Here is an 18,113-nt window from a genome sequence, read left to right on the forward strand (position 1 = left end):
CCGCCGCCGTCGACCGGCTTCACCACGAGCGGCCCCTCATCCGACCTCGCCCGCCGCGTCCGCGACCGCCCGGACCAGCTCCACCACGCGTGGGCCCCACCGCGAGGCGATGTCGTCGTCCAGGGCCACGATGCGGTTCGTGCGCACCGCCGTGATGTCGCCCCACCCCGGACGGGCCTTGACCGTGTCGGCGGACTGCTGGCAGCACTTGGTGTCGGCCAGGAAGATCAGGTCCGGATCGGCCTTGATCACGAACTCGGCGGACAGCTGCGGATAACCCGTGCCTGCCTGGCCGGAGTCCACCGCGTCGGCCACGTTGACGAGCCCGACCTGCTCGAAGAGCTTGCCGACGAACGTCTGGCCGGTCACCGAGTACAGCGTCTGGTCCAGCTCGTAGTAGTAGGTCGGCTTGTCCTGCCGCCGCGGCACGTCCGCGATGATCCCGGCGATGTCGTCCTTCATCCGCGTCACGAGGTCCGTCGCCTCGTCGACGTGGCCGGTGAGCCTGCCGAGGTCGCCGATCTGGGTGTAGGTGTCGTCCAGGGTGCGGGCCGGACCCGCCAGGTACACCGGGATCTTCAGCTTGCCGAGCTGGTCCACGATCTGGTTGAGGTCGTCGGAGATCACGACCAGGTCCGGCTCGTACCGCGCGATGGCCTCGGCGTTGGGCTGGAAGCCCGACAGGTCCGACCGGGGCGCCTCGGCGGGGTGGGTGGAGTTGTCGTCCACCGCCTCGACCTGCTCGCCCGCGCCGATCGCGAACAGCACCTCGGTCGCCGAGGGCGACAGCGCGACGATCCGGGTGGGCCGCTCGTCCAGGGTCAGCGAGCCGGCGGTGGCCGGGAACCCGGCCGTCCCGGGGGACGTTGTCGGCGCGTCCGCGGGGGTGGAGGTGCCGCAGGAACCGGCCACCAGGCCCAGCGCCAGCGCGGCCGCGACCAGCACGCGAGAATTCCTCGACATCGAGCTCCCCCTGTCGAACCGAACACCCCATATCCGCGGTAATCGCATTGCCGCCGATTCCGCGGGTCCCCGCGGACACTAGACCCCGGGGCAGAATCTAACCACCCCACCCCGAATTGGCGTGCCCCTTTCGGGGGAATCGACTGGTGAACCCCGTTCGGCGCAGCGTATTCCACGTCTCGGGTAACGCTCGTGCTCCCGCGCCGGTGGCTTTGGGGTGGGCTCCGGCGTATTTCACCCGGGCGGTGGGCTCGTCCGGGTCCGGCGGGTACCGGGTGCGGATCGGCGTGGACCCCGGCCGGCGGGTGTGGTGCGAACGACCGGTGCGGCCCGGTCGTCCCCCGGATACCCTCGCGGTCGCGAGATCGGGGTCGACCGTCGACGAACGACCCCGTCCGGCTTCGCACCGACGACCTCCGCCGTCACGGGCGTCGGTGACGTCATCGCGGCCGGCGGTCGAGCGCCCCGCCGGTCGCCGGGGAACCGGTCCACTTCCCGTTCGCGCCCGCTCCGGGTGGTGGTCGTGGACGTCGCGACCGGTACCCCGACCGCCACCGCGGGCAGACGGGCAGACGAGGGAGAACCGGATGACGAGGGACGACGACCCCGGGGTGGCCGCCGAGCTGGACCGCCTCGACGCGGCGGTCAGAGCGGCGCCCGCGGGGGACACGACGGCGCAGATCGCGCTGTGGCGGCGGGTGACCGCGTTGGAGCACTGGTTCTTCATCGCGCGGGGCTTGGCCGACCAACCCCGCCCCTACGCCGTGGCGGCCGGGCAGGGGCCGATGATCTGCCTCTACAGCAGCGCCGCGCGGGCGGACGAGGCCACCCGCGCCCTCGGGCTGGTCGACCCGGGTACCGGCACGGCGCCGTTGTTCAGCGTGCCGGTGCCGGCCGCGATCGACTACGTCGCCTCGTTCGGCGGGGGCGGCGTCTTCGGCGTGACCCTGGACCACCCGCGGCTCGGCCACTACATTCCGCTGGCGAACCTGGGTCTGCTCAAGGGCTGGGTCGAAGGAGCCGGGCGGTGACCGGCGCCGACCCGGGTGACAGCTTCGTCGAGGTGATCGCGCGCGAGGTGGAGGCCGACCCCGGCAACCCGGCGTTGCGCGAGGACTTCATCACGCTGCTGCTGGAGCAGGACCCGGACCGCGCCGCCGGCGAGCTGAAGGCGTTCGAGGCGCTCGGCGGGGATCCGGCGCGGGTCCGCGTGCTGCGCGCCCGGCTGGTGGCGGCGCGGTTGCGGACCTCGAACCCGCCGCCGCCCGCCGAGGCCACGCGCCCGGCCGCACCCGTGGTCAGGCCCGGTGCGGACGAGCCGACGCCGGTCCCGGTCCCCGCCCACGACGACCGCCGGGACAGCGGCGCCGCCGGGTCGGCGTCGCTGTGGGACGCCGAACGCCCGGCGGTGACGCTGGCCGACGTCGCGGGCCTCGCCGAGGTCAAGCGGCACCTGGACACCGCGTTCCTGGCCCCGCTGCGCAACCCCGAGCTGGCGGCGGCGTTCGGGCAGAAGCCGGGCGGGTCGCTGCTGATGTACGGCCCACCCGGGTGCGGCAAGACGTTCATCGCCAGGGCCATCGCCGGCGATCTCGGGGCGTCCTTCATCCACGTGACCCTCGCGGACCTGCTCGGCAAGTGGATCGGGGAGAGCGAGAAGGCGATCCGGAGCGTGTTCCGCAACGCCCGCGCGGCATCGCCGTGCGTGGTCTTCTTCGACGAGTTCGACGCGCTCGGCGGACGGCGGACCTCCGGTGGCGGCGGGTCGCAGGCGATGCGGATGCTCGTCACCCAGCTGCTGGAGGAGCTCGACGGCGTGGCCGGCGCGAACGACGGCGTCTACTTCCTGGCCGCCACGAACCGACCGTGGGACATCGACTCCGCGCTGCGCCGACCGGGCCGGATCGACAAGACGGTGCTGGTGCTGCCGCCGGACGCGGTCGCCAGGGCGGCGATCGTCCGGGGCGCGCTGGCGGGCAAGCCCGCCGGCGGTGTGGACGTCGTCGCCGTCGCGGCGGCCACGGAGGGGTTCTCCGGTGCCGACCTCGGCCACCTGACGACCACCGTGCTCCAGCAGGCCATGGTCGAGTCGATGAGCAGCGGCGAGCTGGTGCCGGTCACCACCGACGCGGTGCTGGCCGCGGTCGGCGGCATCACCCCGTCCACGGCGTCCTGGTTCGACCAGGTGGCGCCGGTGCTGGAGTACGGCGTCGACGACGGCACCTTCGACCAGCTCCGGGCGTACCGGGTCGGGCGAGGCATGGGGTGAGCGACTTCGGCCGCGCCGCCGCCGACGACGTGGAGCGGGACCTGGACCTGGCCTGGGAGCTCTTCGCCGCGCAACCGGCGCACCCGAAGGTCGCCGAGCTGGCGTTGCGGGTGCTCGCGGCCCAGCCGGAGCGGAGCAGCGTGACGCTGCTGCTCGCCAACCACCGCGAGGTCTGCGGCGAGGCCGGGGAAGCGCGGCGCCTCTACCTCCGGGTGGCCGGCCGCCGCGACCGGCAGTTCGTCAACGCGGCTCGTGCCCTCCGACACCTGGCGTTCGCCGAGCGCGACCACCCCGGGGCGCTGCGGTGGGCGCACACCGTGCTGGCCGAGGAGCACGAGAACTGGGACGACTGGGTGGAGCTGGGGTCCGCCCGGGCGCTCTGCGGGGAGCACGAGGACGGGTGGCGCCAACTCGACGAGGCGGTGGCGCTGTGCGCCCGGACGACACCGGACGAACTCCCCACCGCGCTCGGGAAACGCGCGGCGTACCTGTTGGCGAGCTTCGCACCACCCGACCGGTTCGTCCCCGCGGCCGAGGAGGCCGTCCGGGCCGATGCGGCGAACTCCTGGGTCGCCCTGATGCTCGGCTGGTCCTACCTGGTGCAGTACCGGTTCACCGACGCCGAACAACTCGGTCTGCGACTGCTGCGCGAGAACCCGACCGAAGGTCTGTCGCAGGGCCTGGTGGAGATGGCCCGGACGATGCTGCGGATCGTCGAGAACGCCCACGCCCAGGACATCACCCTGGAGGACATCCGCCGCACCGGGGTGATCGAGCTGGGGTGGCGCCAACTCCGCGACCAGGTGCTCGGCACCGACCTGGCTTCCGCGCTGGCGGCGTTGGACGACGTGGTGCCCGCCGACCTGCGCGCCGTGCTGCGACCGGGGGTTCCGATCTCCGACGTGCCCCGGGGCGACGAGCTCGGCTCCGGGGTGGCGGAGGACCTGGTGGCCTGGCACGACGGCCAGCAGCCCGGCTCCGGCGCCGCCTGGGGGTCGGCCGAGCCGTTCCGCCTGATGTCGGCGGCCGAGATCATCGCCATGAGCGCCGAGATCGAGGCCGACCAGGCAGCGCACCCGGACTGGCCCGAGAACGAGGTCTGGGAACAGGTGATGACCGACGACGCCGGGGCGTACCTGGTCATGGTCGCGTTCGGGGCGATCGTCAAGCGTCGACCCGGGCACCCCGACGAGCCCGTAGCCGAGTCGATGGCCGACTGGGTCTGGGACCGGGTGGCCGACTTCGGTGGTCGGGACCCGCGGCCGGCACCCCGGAAGACCGGGGCTTCCCCGACCGGCCTCACCCCCGTTCCCGGCACCCCGTCCCCGGGACGTCGTTGACCGGCGTCATCGCGACGATGTACGCCGTCCCGGGCGCGTCCGAGCGCTCCCGCCGTACCTCGACCTCGACGGGCACCGACTCGGCCCGCAGTGGCAGGCTGGGAGGCCGGCCCGGATCTTCGTGTCCGCGCTTCGACGATGACCAGGGGAGACGCGATGACCCGAACCGGCCAGGACACGGGCGCGCCGCGCGTTCTCGGCACGGGGCTGTGGGTCGGGAGCACCGATGGGCGGGTGGTCCGGGCGGTGTCCGCCGGCGGGTTCGACTGGGCGTGCGTCGACGAGCAGCACGGCGGGGCGGCCTGTGGGCGGGAGAACACCGACCTGGTCGCCGCTGTGCGTGCGGCGGGCATCCCGGCCTTCGTGCGCGTCGCCTGGAACCGGCCCGAGCTCATCGGCAGGGCCCTCGACAGCGGCGCCGACGGGATCATCGTGCCGATGGTCGACAGCGTCGAGCAGGCGCGGGCGGCCGCCGCGGCGGCGCGGTTCCCGCCACGGGGCACCCGCAGCTTCGGGCCGATCCGGTCCACCGACGCGGTGACGGCCCCGGTGCCGGCACGGGCGAACGCGGACGTCCTGTGCCTGGTGATGGTCGAAACGACCCGTGGCCTGGACGCGGTCGACGACATCGCGGCCGTGGACGGCGTGGACGGCGTCTTCGTCGGCCCGTTCGACCTGTCGCTGGCCCTCGGCGTGGAGGTGACCGGGTTGCTGACCGACGGCGGCGAGGACGCCCCGCTCCGACGGGTGGTTCGCGCCTGCCGGGCCAACGGGCTCGTGGCGGGCGCGTACGCGGGATCGGTGGAGCGCGTCGCCCACCTCCGGGCGGCGGGCTTCACGATGATCGCCGCGGTCGACGACCTGGCGATGATCGCGCGGAGCGCCGCCGAAGCCGCTGCCGAGGCGAAGGCGCGCTGAGCCTGTACCCGGCGGGCCTTCGCCACGGCAGAGGGCGTGCCCGCCGGGGGGTCAGGCGTCCTCGTCGGGTTCGACGAAGTAGTACAGCAGCACCGGGTCGGGCGCGCCGACGGCCTTGGTCCACTGCCGGCCGTCCCACCCGCACACGATGTTGATCGGGTCGAACCCGGTGCCGGTCGAGAACGCGCCGGGGTGCCGCGTGCGCACGAGGTCGCTCCACCACCCGGGGACCGCGGCGAGCAGGTCGGTCTCGCCGTTCGCGCCGAACCAGGGCACCGAGGCGGCGAAGAAGGTCTCGGTGTCCTCGGCGTCGAAGCCGACCAGCAGCGCGTGGTCCGCGTCGACGCGGTGCAGCCGGAACCAGTCACCGCCGCCCGCGACGTACCGCCCGTCGCGCTCGTCCAGCAGTTCCGCGCCGGCGAGCAGGTCGGCCAGCTCGTCCGGGGGCGGCAGCTCCACCACCGGACGCCCGTCCACCAGCGGCAGCGGCTCGTCGACCGGCGCCAGCAGGTAGCCGCGGACCACCATGGCGGCCGGCGGCACCGGGCGCTGGGGGATGCTGACCGCGAACAGCCACGACCGCGCCTCCTTCAGGTACGCGAACCGGGGGAACACCTCGTCGTCGGGACCGTCCAGGAACGGCTGCTCGAACGGCAGGGGTTCACCGCGGGCGGCCCCGCGCACGGCCCCGCGCGTGTCCCCGGGACCGATCTCGACGAACCGCTCGACCCCGGCGACGCGATCGACGAAGGCGAGCGTCGCCCGCTCGTCGTCGACCAGCTCGGCCCGCACCGGCCGATCCGCGCCGACGTGCCGGTTCACCCGCTGGTGCTCGACGTTCGACGGCACCATGCACACCACCGTGTCGCCGAACTCGCCCAGCCACACCTCCGCCGACTCCGGGTGGGACCTCTCGACCAGCGGACACGCGCACATGTGGTCGTACACCCGGCCGGGGAAGAGCTGGTCGACGACGGCCCAGCCGGAGCGGGTCCGCGCCGCGGCCGCCGCGATCGGGTCGTCGGGACCGGGCCGGAGGTACGCCTCCCGCATCGCCACGGGCGCGCGTTGTGATCCGAAGCTGAGGTAGGCGACCATGATCGGGAATTATGCCCGCGCGGCCCTGCGCCGGGTGGCGGTTCCGGATCTCCGCCCCGACCTCGCGGCGTCGTGGTCGGGCCCCTCCGGCGCCGGTCAGCGGCGGCCGGTGGCCAGGACGACGAGGAACTGGCCGCCGCCCGCCTCGACGTCGGCGGTCACCGGCAGCCCCGGCACCAGCCGGGTGAACCGGTCCACCAGCCACTCCGCCGCCTCTCGGGCGTCCTGCCCGGTCGGGCAGCGGGCCACCATCTCGCGGCCCCCCTTGCGCTCCAGCCGCCCGGCGACGGTGATCAGCGGCGCGGGCTCGGCCACGTGCAGGTGGTCCGGCCAGGGGATGACCACCTTGACCGCGCCCTTGCGGGTGTTGCACCCGCGGTGCGCGAGCCGCTCGGCGACCTTGGCCTTCCGGTCGGCGGTCCGGCTGTCGACGCTGGGCCCCCGCGGGTCGTTCACCGACATGTCGGGGTCGACCGGCTCGTCGCACACCCAGCACCGCCAGCCGTCGCGCTCGGCCACGTCATCGAGGAGGCTCATCCGGGCAAACTAGCCTGCGGGAACGCCGACCCCCGCACCGCACCCGGGCGCGACCGGCCCCGTGGCGTGGCGAAGCCCCACGGGCCGGCACGGTGGTCCGTGCCCGATCTCCGCGTCGATCGGGAGAACTCCCGCTTCGAGCGGTTCTCTGCTGTGGTGAGATTTCCGGGCCTGTTCGTGACCGCCGTTCCTGTTTCCTCTCGTCACGTGCCGACGCGGCGTGTGGAACTCGCCGTGCGCTTGACGTTCTGCTTTTTCGGAATTCACGTGGAAATGTCCTGTGCTGCGTTCGGTCAGGCCCGCACTACGCCGAAGGGTGCTTCCGGTAGGTCGATCGACCTAGTGACGGGGTTCGACGACCTGGTGGCCGCCGGTAGAGCTGTCCGCACAATTGCGGACTGACTGGATAACGGTGTGGTATCGGCTGTATCGCTCCAGCCCCCGCCGGCGATGAGCAGCGTGATCAGTTCGGTGGTGAGGTAGGGGGACGGTTGTGGTGAACAACGGCGCTGCTCCGGATTCGCGGGGTGCGGCGGTTGATCGAGCGGTGCGGCTTTTCGAGTTCCTCGCGCGGAGTCAGCAGCTCAAGTCGAACCCGCCCCGCACCACGGACAGCTACGAATCGGTGCTGTGGTTCGGTCGGCTGCCCGAGCACCCCGCCATCCGGTCCGCGCACCGCGAGGAAGCCCCCGAGCCCGGCACCCCCCTGCTCACGGTCGAGAGGATCCCGCACCAGGAGCCGCCTGAGCCGGCAGGGGAACTGCGGTCCTGGCTGGTCGGGGAGTGGGACGACCCCGACACCCCGCCGCTGTTGCGCGAGTCGATCGGCGAGGGGGAGCAGCGCACCGCGCTCGACGACGCGCCCGAGATCCGTGGCGTCCACGCCGAGTGGGAGGCGCGCTGGTCGGGGTGGGCCGAGCGCGAGCGGGGTGATCGACCGGCGCGGGACGTCTACAACGAGTTGTTCTCCGCCTACGTCACCGCGGCCGGGCACGCCGAGGAACTCGAACTCGTCGTCGGCGTCGGCTGCCTGTCGTGGTCCCCTCCGGGTCACCACGTCGTGCGCCGGCACCTCGCCACCGTGCCCGCTGTGATCCACTTCGACGACGCCACCGGACGGCTGGCCCTCCACCAGGCCGAGGTGGCGGACGGGCTGAACGTCGAGCTGGACATGCTCGACCCCGGTCGCGTGGCCAACCCGCAGCACGTCGTGCAGATCAGGAACGAAGCCCGCGAGGTCATCGCGACCGTCCTGCACCGCGAGGTCGTGGGCGGTGTGCTTCGTCGGCTGGCGCACGCCCTCGCCGGCGACGCCGCCTACCTCGACGAGGACGACGTGCAGAAGCCCGGCGCCCACGCGGTGGCCGCGTTCGCCCCGGCCGTCCTCCTGCGCAGGCGTTCACGGCAGGGGATCGTCGACATCCTGGACTCGGTCGCCGCGCAGCTCGGCGGGTCCGGTGTCGTCCCGGACGGGCTGCTCCCGCTCGTCGACCCGGACCACCGGCCGACCGCGGAGCGCTCGCCCGAGACCGGCGCCCTGGTCGAGGTCGACTCGGACCTCTTCCTGCCGCTCCCGGTCAACGACCGCCAGCTGCGCGTGCTCACGCAGGTCGACGCGAAGGCCCAGACCCTCGTTCAGGGGCCGCCCGGGACGGGGAAGACCCACACGGTCGCAGCCCTGCTGTCGCACCTGCTCGCGCAGGGCAAGCGGGTGCTCGTCACCGCGCACACGGACCGCGCCCTGAAGGAGGTGCGGGCGAAGCTGCCCGAGGCCATCGCGCCGCTGGCCGTCTCGGTCGTCGGCTCCTCGCGCTCGGACCTGGCCGACCTCAAGGTCGCCGTGGAGCGGATCAGCCACGTGGCCGGCGAGTACGACGCCGAGGTCGCGCGCCGAGCCGTCGAGGACCACGTCACGGCGATCGGGGAACTCCGCCGGCGCCGGGCCGGGTTGTACCGTCGCCTGCTCGACGCGCGCGGCGAAGAGGTGGTCGAGCACGAGGTCGGTGACTACCGGGGCACGCTCGCCGCCCTCGCACGGCGCGTGGAGGCGGAGCGGGAGCGGTTCGGCTGGGTGGCGGACCTGGTCACCGTGACCGGTGTCGCCCCGTCCCCGGTGCCGGCGGGTGACCTCGCCGAGTGGCGCCGGAACCTCGTGGACGACGCGTTGAACACCGATGAGCCCGAAGCGCGGCTCAAGCTGCTGCCCCTCGCGGACGTGCCCACCCCCGAGGCGTTCTTCGCCCTGGTGACCGCGGAGCGCCAGGCCATCGCCGCCGAGGAGGGGCACGGCAGCCTCACCCGGCACACCGCTTTCGACGCCGTCCGCCGGGTGGACCGGTCCACCCGTACCGTGCTGCGGCAGCGGCTCAACGGGCTCGCGCGGGAGGCCGAGGACCTGTCGCGGCGGCGCGAGCAGTGGATGAACGACGCGCTGTCCGACGTCCTCGCCGGCCGGGCGAACCACTGGCGGTCGCGCGGGAACCAGGTCGCCCAGCTCATCGGGCGCGTTGGTCCCCTGGTCGACCGCCTCGGCCCGCTCACCGAGGTGCGGGTCGGTCCCGCCGACACGGGCGTGCTCGTCGCCCTGGCCGGGGCGCTCCGCGCGCACGTCGGCGACGGCGGCAAGCTCAAGACCAACCCGGACGGCTCGCCCAGGACGGGGGCCTTCGCGCCCAAGGCGGTCAAGCAGGCCCAACCGCTGTTCCAGGCGGTGCGGGTGAACGGCGTTCCGCCCACCACGGCCGACCAGCTCGACGTGTTCCTGATGTGGGCCGAGGCCGGCAGGGCGCTGGACGCGCTGGACCGGGCGTGGCCCGACTCCGTGCACATCCCCGCCGAGGACACGCTGAGCGAGCGGCTCCAGTGGCACGTGACCGAGCTGGAGCAGCTGCGCCGGGTGCTGGCGCTGGGTCAATCCCTCGAAGCGGAGGAGCGCGGCCTGTCCGGGCTCGGCCTGCCCCGTCCGAACTGGACCGACCTCGACGCCGTGCAGACGTACGCCCGGCTCGTCGACGCCGCTGCCGCCTCCGACGCCCGCACCGCGGCCACCGTGCCGCTGCTGGAGGTCGTGGGGACCATCGCCGAGGTGGCGCAGTGGGCGGACGCCGCGCCGTGCGTGAAGCACCTGGCGCTGGCCGTCGAGGAGCGCGACCACGAGTCGTACGCGGTCGCGCACCACAGGCTGGCGCGCCTGACCGAGGTCGCCGGGCTGGCGCGTCGTCGCGACGAGGTGGCGGCGACGCTGGTCGGCCTGCTCCCGCGAGTGCGCGAGGCCGTGTCGGCGGACCCGCGCGACCCCGCGTGGGTGGAGAAGCTGGGCGACTGGGACGCCGCGTGGGCGTGGGCCGTGGCACGGGTGTGGGTGCTCGGGCGCGGCGACGAGGACGTCAACGCACTCCAAGCCGAGGTGCTGCGCGTCGAGGAGCAGCTGCGCGGCAGGGTCGAGCGGCTGGCCGCCGAGCGGGCGTGGGGGCACGCCGTGTCGCCGGAGCGGCTGTCCGGCAAGGCCCGCGCCGACCTGCTCCAGTACGCCCAGCTGGTCAAGCTCCTCGGCAAGGGCACCGGCGTCTACGCGAACCAGCGCAGGGCCGACATCAAGGCGGCCATGGACCGCTGTCGCCCTGCGGTGCCGGTGTGGATCATGCCCGTCTACCGGATCGCCGAGCAGTTCCGCGTCCAGCCGGACATGTTCGACGTCGTGATCGTCGACGAGGCGTCGCAGGCTGGGTTGGAGGCGACGTTCCTCCAGTACCTCGCGCCCAAGATCGTGGTCATCGGCGACGACAAGCAGGTCTCGCCCACCGCCGTCGGCACCGACCAGCAGCAGCTGCGCGACCTCGCCGAGCAGTACCTGTGGGACGACCCCTACCGCGCGTCGTGGCAGGACCCCAAGCGCAGCCTGTTCGACGAGGCGAAGATGCGCTTCGAGGGCATGACCACCCTCGTCGAGCACCGGCGCTGCGTGCCGGAGATCATCGGTTTCTCGAACCGGATCGCCTACGAGCCCGACGGCATCCGGCTGGTGCCCGTGCGCCAGTACGGCGCCGACCGCCTGGAGCCGATCAAGCCGGTCTTCCTCGACGACGGCTACGAGCGCGGCGTGACCGACAAGGTCAACCCGGTCGAGGCGGACGCCATCGTCGAGCAGGTCGAGAAGTGCATCGCCGACCCGCGGTACGACGGCCTCACGTTCGGCGTCGTGTCGCTGCTCGGCCGCGCCCAGGCGAAGAGGATCGAGAAGCGCCTGCTGGAGCGCATTCCCCCGGAGGAGTGGAAGGCTCGCGACCTGCGGTGCGGCGACTCGGCCGACTTCCAGGGCTCCGAGCGCGACGTGATGTTCCTGTCCATGGTCAAGGCCGCGGAGCCGGGCAAGCGCATCGGCGCGCTGACCCAGGACCTCTACGTCCAGCGCTTCAACGTCGCCGCGTCCCGCGCCAAGGACCAGATGTGGGTGTTCCACTCCCTGCGCCTGTCCGACCTCGGCAACCCCGAGGACATGCGGTTCCAGTTGCTCGACTACTGCTACGCGTTGTCCGGGCGCGTGGACGGTGTGGACGACGCCAGGCACACGGCCGTGCCCGAGGACCGGAAGGTGGCGCCCTTCGACTCGCTGTTCGAGCAGCGGGTGTTCAACCGCCTCGTCGACCGCGGCTACAGCGTCGTCCCGCAGTTCCCGGCGGAGGGTTACCGGATCGACCTGGTGGTCGTGGGGGCCAAGGCCAGGCTGGCGGTCGAGTGCGACGGTGACGCGTGGCACGGGCCCGACGCGTACGAGCGCGACCTGGCCCGGCAGCGCGACCTGGAGCGTTGCGGCTGGCGGTTCTTCCGCATCCGCGAGTCGGAGTTCTACGCCGACCGACCCGCGGTGCTGGCCCGGTTGTGGGAAGCGCTGCACGAGTTGGACGTTCACCCCTCCGGGTGGACGGCGGAGGACGGCGACCTGCCGGTGGTGGAGCGGAGCCGGTCGGTGGTGGTCGTCGAGCCGGTGGCGGCCGAGCCGGTGGCGGCCGAGCCGGTGGCGGCCGAGCCGGTGGCGGCCGAGCCGGTGGTGCCCGAGTTGGTGGCGGCTGAGCCGGTGGTGGCCGAGTCCGTCGTGGCGCCGGAGGTCGCGGAGGTCGCGGAACCGTCCCCGCCGGTGGTCGTGGAGCGCGTACCGCTTGTGGGGAGTTCCGTCCTCGCCGCGTACGACCGGTTCAGCGGAACCGTGGTTCAGGTGGCCGAGGCGTCGCGGCAGGACCTGCTCGACGGCGTGGTGCGCCTCGTCGAGGCCGAGGGACCTGTTCTGGGTGGCCGGCTGCACACCGCCTACATCCGGACGTCGGGCTCCAGCAGGGTCACGAAGCCGGCGGCGGGCGAGTTGAACAAGGCGATCTCGCAGGCGGTGCGCGAGGGACGGCTCATCGAGGACAACCCGCTCGGTGAGAGCGGTGTCAAGCCGCGCACCTACCGGCTGCCCGACCAGCCGGAGGTGCGGATGCGCCACCTGGGACCGCGGGCGTTCGAGGAGGTGCCCCCGGGCGAGTTGGCGGCCCTGCTCGACCACGTCGCCGAACGGGGTGGGAACACCGGTCAGGAGGCGTTGCAGCGCGCCGTGCTGGAGCTGCTCGGGTTGAAGCGGCTCACCGACAACGTCAAGAACCGCTTCGCCGCTGTGCAGGCTCTCCGGTCGTGAGTTGTTGATCGCCGCGCGGGTGGATGACGCTGGTCGGGGGACGGGAGGAACGGCCTGTTCGGGCTCGCGGAGTCGTGGCCCGGACGCTGAGGTCGGACGCGTCGAGGAGAGCTTCCGGGTGGCGCGGAACCTGCCTGGAGTTCGGCCGCCTTCTCGCCTTCCGCTCGATCGGCGAGGTGGAGGCGCTTGGCTGGACGGCCTCGTCAGGAGGGCTCAGGACCCGGTCGCCCTCTCGTGAACCATCGGCCATGCCGTTGCCGGAGGAGGGTTGGGGGCGCACGGTCGAGTGGTTCGGCGAAGCCCCACGGGCCGGTGCGGTGGGCACACCACCGCACCGGCCCGTGGGGCTTTACTTCGTGGCGCACAGGGCCTTGTCGAAGAAGGCGAGGACCTCGTACTGGTGGGCCTCGTCGTTCGTCACGGCCACGGTGACCGCCCGGCCGTCCGCGGTGATGGCGGCGCGGGTCTGGAAGCCGTCGGCGTCGCCGTGAGCCGGCCGCGACCTCCCCTCCGGCGGACCCGCCGACGCCACCCCCGTCACCGCGAGACCGACCGCCGCCACCGCCGCGGCGACCACGCCCCGACGCCGGCGCGCGGGACCCGGGCGAACCACTGAGACCTCTCAACAAGACGCACTCCCCACAATGGACTGTTCACGCCGACCCGCACAGTGTTTCGGGCATCCCGCCGCCTCACGATCCCCCGTGCTGCACACCTCCGGTACAGCCAGCACCACCTCCGCCCGCCGGGCCCGCTCCTGACCAGGTCAGGAGCGGGCCCGGTGCGGTCAAGCCCGGTCCGGGCTCACCTCAGGTGCCGGGCGAAGAACCGGTTGCCGTCGTCGCCCTCGAAGTGCGGGACGCCGGTGTGCCCGCCCGTGTTGGCGTGCAACGTCTTCTCGGTGGAGCCGAAGGCGTCGAACAGGTCCAGCGCCTGCTGCCGGTCGTTGCCCTCGTCGTCCCACTGGAGCAGGACCAGGAGCGGGACGGTGATCCGCCGGGCCTCCTCGACCAGGGCGCGGGGCACGAAGCTCCCGGCGAACAGGAGGGCGGCCGCGATGCGCGGCTCGACCACCGCCAGCCGGATGCCGATGCCCATCACCCCGCCCGCGTACCCGACCGGGCCGCCGATCCCGGGCAGCGGCAGCAGGGCGTCCAGGGCGGCCCGCCACTCCGGGACCGCCTGCTCGACCAGCGGGAGGACGAGCCGGTCCACGATCCCGTCGTCGACCCGCCCGCCGGCCTCCAGGGCCCGGCGCAGGTCGGCGCGGGCCTGCTCGGCATCGGCGGAGCGGGGGCGGTCACCGGCGCCGGGCAGTTCGAGGGTGGCGGCGGCGAAGCCCTCCGCCGCGGCGTGCCGGGCGCGGGCCGCCAGGCGGGGGTACATCCCGCGCAGGCCGCCGGGGTGGCCGAGCAGGATGAGCGGGGCCGGTGCGGCCGCGGGCGTCCACAGGATGCCGGGGATGTCGCCGAGGGCGAACCCGCGTTCCAGGACGCCGTCGTCGAGGCGTTGTTCGGAGGTGAATCGCACGGTGGTGCCTTTCGGAGTGCTCGTGAACGGCGCTCCTCGGACGACCTACCGCCCGACCGCGACCCCGGAGGGGAGCACCCATGTCGGTACTGCGTTCACGGGTACCACCTCCTCGATCCTCCGCACGGCCACCGGGAAAGTAGCAGCGGTCGCCGCGGTCCGCCACCGGGTTTCGCGCGGGCCCCGGGAAGCCCGGGAGTACTGGCGCGTCACCGTTCCGCCGGAGTGGTGGGCCGCGGGTCGCCGCCCGTGAGCCCGGTCAGGGGTTCGGTGGCCCGCCAGGTCTCCAGCGTCGACGCCAAGCCGTCGACCAGCAGGGGGAGCTGCGGGACCATCGCCAGGCAGGCGACCGCCTGGAGGTCGCGCAACCGCTCCACGACGCGCAGCACCTCGGTGTCGACCGTGCGCAGGCCCAGGTCTGCCGCGGCGGCGTCGTAGGCGGAGATCGCCTCCTCCCCGGTGTGCGCGAGGTCCCACTCGACCGGGGCGACGCCGACGTGCTCGTAGTCGGAGTACAGCACGGCGTCGGCGGTCTCGATCAGGTTGTAGGAGGGGGCGTCGCCGTGGACCACCTGGACGGGAACGCCGGGGAACGCCCGCGCGAAGGCCGAGGGCGACGTGACGAGGGGGGAGAGGACGGCCCACTCGGCGCGGGCGCGGGCCAGGTCGGCGGCGGGCAGCAGGTCCTCGCGACCGTCGAGGTCGTCGAAGGCGAGGTCGACGTACCCCTGCATCCCCGGGAAGAAGCCGGTCTCGCCCGGGTACCCGGCCAGGATCGAGTGCAGGCGGGCGACGGCGGGCATCCGCTTCACCGCGTCGTAGGCGGTGGGGACCACGCCCTCGACCTTCTCCCAGAAGGTCATCGCGAAACCGTCGCGCTCCACGGGCTCCGCCGGGACGAGCCCGCTCGGCACGACGGTCGGCTCGCCGCGCGACGCCATCCACCTCGACACGTCCAGCTCCGTGCGCTGGAAGCCCGCCGAGGTGGTGCCGCGCGGGGTCACCACCGGCACGCGCGCGACGACCGGCGACGGTGCGAGGTCCACCACCACCGAGAAGACGTCGTACAGGACCGTCGCCCCGGACGCGTCCAGCCCCAGCTCCGTCGCGGCGGCGACGGCGGCGTCACGGGCGCGTTGCGAGCGGGCGGCGCGTTCTTCCTCGGTGATCACGGGCACCACCCTAGGACCTCGTCCGACGGGTCGGGGCGGGGTGGCTGTCGCGGGAGGGGACGAGGCGGCCGGGGCACGCGGTTCGGCACGCCCCCGGTCACTTCTCGCGCGCGTACGCCTTCAGCACCTCGCCCTTGAGGTTCGCCTCCAGGAACGCGGCGCCGTAGTCGTCGATCAGGTACACCCTCAGCGACGCGGTCCCGTCGATGATGTCGGTGTCCACGATCACGTACCGCATGGTCGGCTTCGGGACGCCCAGGTCCTTGTCCGCCCGCTCGAACAGCGCGGGCAGCGCGTCCCAGTTGATCTCGTTCAGGTCGAGCACGGCGCGGTCGGCGTCGACCCCGTCCGGGCCCTGCCTGGTCGCCTTGCCGCCCCGGTACTCGAAGTTGTCGAAGCCGTGCGCGACCGCCGCGGTCGGGGCGGTCGTCGTCGCGCGGTCCGGCCACAGCGTCAGCTCGGACACCTTGGTGCCGCCCATCACCTCGCCGAGCGCGCTGGCCGCCTTGCGTGCGCCGGCGGGCGTGAGCAGGCTCTCCTCCACCGGGTCGGCCACCGCGGTCGTCGGGTCGGTGGGCAGGTCGACGCCCTGCCCGGTGGTCATCGGCGTGCCCGACGAGCCGGTGTCGGCGTTCGTCGAGTCCTTCCCGCGGGTCAGGTGGACCGCCAGCAGCGTGACCACGACGACCAGCGCCACCCCGAGCAGCGAGGACACCACGGCGCCGGTCCGCCCGCGCGTCGTCGGCCGCGGGGTCGGGTAGGACTGCGGGTAGCCGTGGAGGTGCGGTCCGCCCACCGGCGCCGGCGTGGGGCCGGACTGCCAGTGGGGGTGCCGCAGGTGCGGCTGGGGGCCGCTCGGCGGTCCCGGGACGGGGAACCCCGCAGGGGTGGGGGGTCCCGGCGTCGGGAGCGGGTTGCGCTCGGCCGCGGCGAACATCTGGTCCAGCACCTCGCCGGACGGCCGCTCGGCCGGGTCGTTGCGCAGGGCCGCGTTGAGCGCGGGTGCGAGGGCGCCCGCGCGCCGCGGCGGCGGGACCGGCTCGGTCATCACCGCGGCGAGGGTCGCCATCGTGCTCGCGCGGCGCATCGGGTGGTTGCCCTCGACGGCCACGTACAGCAGCATCGCCAGCGACCAGAAGTCCGACGCGGGGTGCGTCTCGTCGCCGCGCAGCCGCTCCGGGGCGATGTACTCCGGGGACCCGATGACGTCGCCGGTCGCGGTGAGCTGGGTCGAGCCCTGGAGGGCGGCGATGCCGAAGTCGGTGAGCACGGCGCTGCCGTCCGTGCGCAGCAGCACGTTGCCCGGCTTGACGTCGCGGTGCATCACGCCCGCGGAGTGGGCCGAGCGCAGCGCCGCGAGCACGTCCCGCCCGACCCGCGCCGCCTCGGTCGGGGGAAGCACGCCGTCGTCCAGCCGCGCGTCCAGCGACGTGCCGCGGACCAGCTCCATGACGATCCACGGGTACGGCGAGTCGGGCGACTCGATGATCTGGTAGATCGACACGACGTTCGGGTGCTGCAACCGGGCGAGCGCGCGGGACTCGCGCAGCACGCGCTCCCGCAGCTGGGCGGCCATCGCGGGGTTGCTCTCGACCTGGTCGGCGTCGGCCGGGCGGACCTCCTTGATGGCCACCTCGCGGTGCAGCCCCAGGTCGAGGGCGCGCCAGACCGTCCCCATGCCGCCGCTGCCCAGCCTCTCCAGCAGCTCGAACCGGCCGTCGAGGATCCGCCCGGTGTGCTCTCGCTCAGACACCGCGTCACGCTAGCAACCGGGCGCCGGGGGTCGGAGAACCGGCGGCACCTCGGCGGCCCTGGTCGCGGGCACCGCCGGGGCCGGGGCCCTCGCCGGTGTCGATGCGGTAGCCGACGCCGGGCACGGTGGCGATGAGCCAGGGTTGGCCGAGTCGTTTGCGCAGGGCGGAGACGGTGATGCGGACGGCGTTGGTGAAGGGGTCGGCGTTGTCGTCCCAGGCCCGTTCCAGCAGTTGCTCGGCGCTGACGACGCCGCCTTCGGCGGTGACGAGGACTTCGAGCACGGCGAACTGCTTGCGGGTGAGCGGGACGTAGCGGCCGTCGCGGAAGACCTCGCGGCGGAAGGGGTCCACCCGCAGGCCCGCGAGCTCGCGGACCGGGGGGCGGGGGTGGGCGCGCCTGCGGTCGAGCGCGCGCAGGCGCAGGACGAGCTCGCGGAGGTCGAAGGGCTTGGTGAGGTAGTCGTCGGCGCCGAGTTCGAACCCGGACGCCTTGTCGTCGATGCGGTCGGCGGCGGTGAGCATCAGGATCGGGGTGCCGCTGCCGGAGGCGACGATGTGCCGGGCGACCTCGTCGCCGGAGGGGCCGGGGACGTCGCGGTCGAGGACGGCGATGTCGTAGGCGTTGACGCAGAGCAGCGCCAGCGCGGTGTCGCCGTCACCGGCGATGTCGGCGGCGATCGCCTCCAGCCGCAGCCCGTCGCGGACGGCTTCGGCCAGGTAGGGCTCGTCCTCCACGATCAGCACCCGCATCCCCGCAGGCTAGGGGGCACGGCATATCGCCGACGTATGCGGATCGCGGGGCCGCCCGGTGCCGCGGGGCCGGCGGCGTCGCGCGGCACGTCGTCCACACAGGACGTATCG

General features: G+C 73.6%; 13 protein-coding genes. 5 read left to right on the forward strand and 8 right to left on the reverse strand.

Annotated elements, in window-relative coordinates:
- Window positions 1-36: 36 nt before the first annotated feature.
- Window positions 37-963 carry an ABC transporter substrate-binding protein gene (locus ACFP3R_RS29335; RefSeq protein WP_380640561.1) on the reverse strand — a complete coding sequence of 309 codons (927 nt, stop codon included), beginning with the start codon at window positions 961-963 and terminating at the stop codon, window positions 37-39.
- A gap of 587 nt (window positions 964-1,550) precedes the next feature.
- Between ACFP3R_RS29335 and ACFP3R_RS29340 the strand changes: the two genes are divergently transcribed.
- From ACFP3R_RS29340 to ACFP3R_RS29355, 4 genes are all read left to right on the forward strand, one after another.
- Entirely contained in the window at window positions 1,551-1,994 is a 444-nt protein-coding gene (locus tag ACFP3R_RS29340; protein ID WP_380640563.1) for a hypothetical protein, read from the forward strand.
- Window positions 1,991-3,232 (forward strand): ATP-binding protein, encoded by a 1,242-nt coding sequence (locus ACFP3R_RS29345; protein WP_380640565.1) that lies wholly within the window; start codon window positions 1,991-1,993, stop codon window positions 3,230-3,232. The genes ACFP3R_RS29340 and ACFP3R_RS29345 overlap by 4 nt, the downstream gene beginning before the upstream one ends.
- Entirely contained in the window at window positions 3,229-4,572 is a 1,344-nt protein-coding gene (locus tag ACFP3R_RS29350; protein ID WP_380640567.1) for a tetratricopeptide repeat protein, read from the forward strand. Before ACFP3R_RS29345 ends, ACFP3R_RS29350 begins: the two co-directional genes overlap by 4 nt.
- Before the next feature lie 156 nt (window positions 4,573-4,728).
- Window positions 4,729-5,490, forward strand: a complete 762-nt coding sequence (locus tag ACFP3R_RS29355) for an HpcH/HpaI aldolase family protein (RefSeq protein WP_380640569.1) — start codon at window positions 4,729-4,731, stop codon at window positions 5,488-5,490.
- Window positions 5,491-5,541: 51 nt separating this feature from the next.
- Here ACFP3R_RS29355 and ACFP3R_RS29360 read toward each other — a convergent pair whose 3' ends face one another.
- Both ACFP3R_RS29360 and ACFP3R_RS29365 read right to left on the reverse strand, forming a co-directional pair.
- A complete protein-coding gene (locus tag ACFP3R_RS29360) occupies window positions 5,542-6,588 on the reverse strand; it encodes a hypothetical protein (RefSeq protein ID WP_380640571.1) in 1,047 nt (348 codons plus the stop codon).
- Window positions 6,589-6,684: 96 nt separating this feature from the next.
- Complete coding sequence (locus ACFP3R_RS29365; protein WP_380640573.1) at window positions 6,685-7,125, reverse strand: hypothetical protein; 441 nt, start codon at window positions 7,123-7,125, stop codon at window positions 6,685-6,687.
- Between the two features lie 547 nt (window positions 7,126-7,672).
- On the opposite strand from ACFP3R_RS29365, the gene ACFP3R_RS29370 reads away from it, so the two are divergent.
- Window positions 7,673-12,796 (forward strand): AAA domain-containing protein, encoded by a 5,124-nt coding sequence (locus ACFP3R_RS29370; RefSeq protein ID WP_380640575.1) that lies wholly within the window; start codon window positions 7,673-7,675, stop codon window positions 12,794-12,796.
- Window positions 12,797-13,145: 349 nt separating this feature from the next.
- Here the strand turns inward: ACFP3R_RS29370 and ACFP3R_RS29375 are convergent, their stop codons facing one another.
- The 5 genes from ACFP3R_RS29375 to ACFP3R_RS29395 form a co-directional block, all read right to left on the reverse strand.
- A complete protein-coding gene (locus tag ACFP3R_RS29375; RefSeq protein ID WP_380640577.1) occupies window positions 13,146-13,373 on the reverse strand; it encodes a hypothetical protein in 228 nt (75 codons plus the stop codon).
- Window positions 13,374-13,600: 227 nt separating this feature from the next.
- The gene (locus tag ACFP3R_RS29380) at window positions 13,601-14,326 is read right to left on the reverse strand and encodes a dienelactone hydrolase family protein (protein WP_380640578.1); all 726 of its coding nucleotides are present in this window, start codon (window positions 14,324-14,326) and stop codon (window positions 13,601-13,603) included.
- A 209-nt stretch (window positions 14,327-14,535) separates the two neighbouring features.
- Window positions 14,536-15,498, reverse strand: a complete 963-nt coding sequence (locus tag ACFP3R_RS29385; RefSeq protein ID WP_380640580.1) for an aminoglycoside phosphotransferase family protein — start codon at window positions 15,496-15,498, stop codon at window positions 14,536-14,538.
- 97 nt (window positions 15,499-15,595) lie between these two features.
- Window positions 15,596-17,251, reverse strand: coding sequence for a serine/threonine-protein kinase (locus tag ACFP3R_RS29390; protein ID WP_380640582.1), 1,656 nt, complete (start codon window positions 17,249-17,251; stop codon window positions 15,596-15,598).
- Between the two features lie 4 nt (window positions 17,252-17,255).
- Entirely contained in the window at window positions 17,256-18,002 is a 747-nt protein-coding gene (locus ACFP3R_RS29395) for a response regulator transcription factor (protein ID WP_380640584.1), read from the reverse strand.
- Window positions 18,003-18,113 lie beyond the last annotated feature (111 nt).

It is taken from the genome of Saccharothrix lopnurensis (assembly GCF_042658445.1).
Taxonomy (GTDB): domain Bacteria; phylum Actinomycetota; class Actinomycetes; order Mycobacteriales; family Pseudonocardiaceae; genus Actinosynnema; species Actinosynnema lopnurensis.

Coding starts and splice junctions, on each gene's coding strand:
- ACFP3R_RS29335 (WP_380640561.1), bottom strand. CDS start 963: ATGTCGAGGAATTCTCGCGTGCTGGTCGCGGCCGCGCTGGCGCTGGGC.
- ACFP3R_RS29340 (WP_380640563.1), top strand. CDS start 1,551: ATGACGAGGGACGACGACCCCGGGGTGGCCGCCGAGCTGGACCGCCTC.
- ACFP3R_RS29355 (WP_380640569.1), top strand. CDS start 4,729: ATGACCCGAACCGGCCAGGACACGGGCGCGCCGCGCGTTCTCGGCACG.
- ACFP3R_RS29360 (WP_380640571.1), bottom strand. CDS start 6,588: ATGGTCGCCTACCTCAGCTTCGGATCACAACGCGCGCCCGTGGCGATG.
- ACFP3R_RS29365 (WP_380640573.1), bottom strand. CDS start 7,125: ATGAGCCTCCTCGATGACGTGGCCGAGCGCGACGGCTGGCGGTGCTGG.
- ACFP3R_RS29395 (WP_380640584.1), bottom strand. CDS start 18,002: ATGCGGGTGCTGATCGTGGAGGACGAGCCCTACCTGGCCGAAGCCGTC.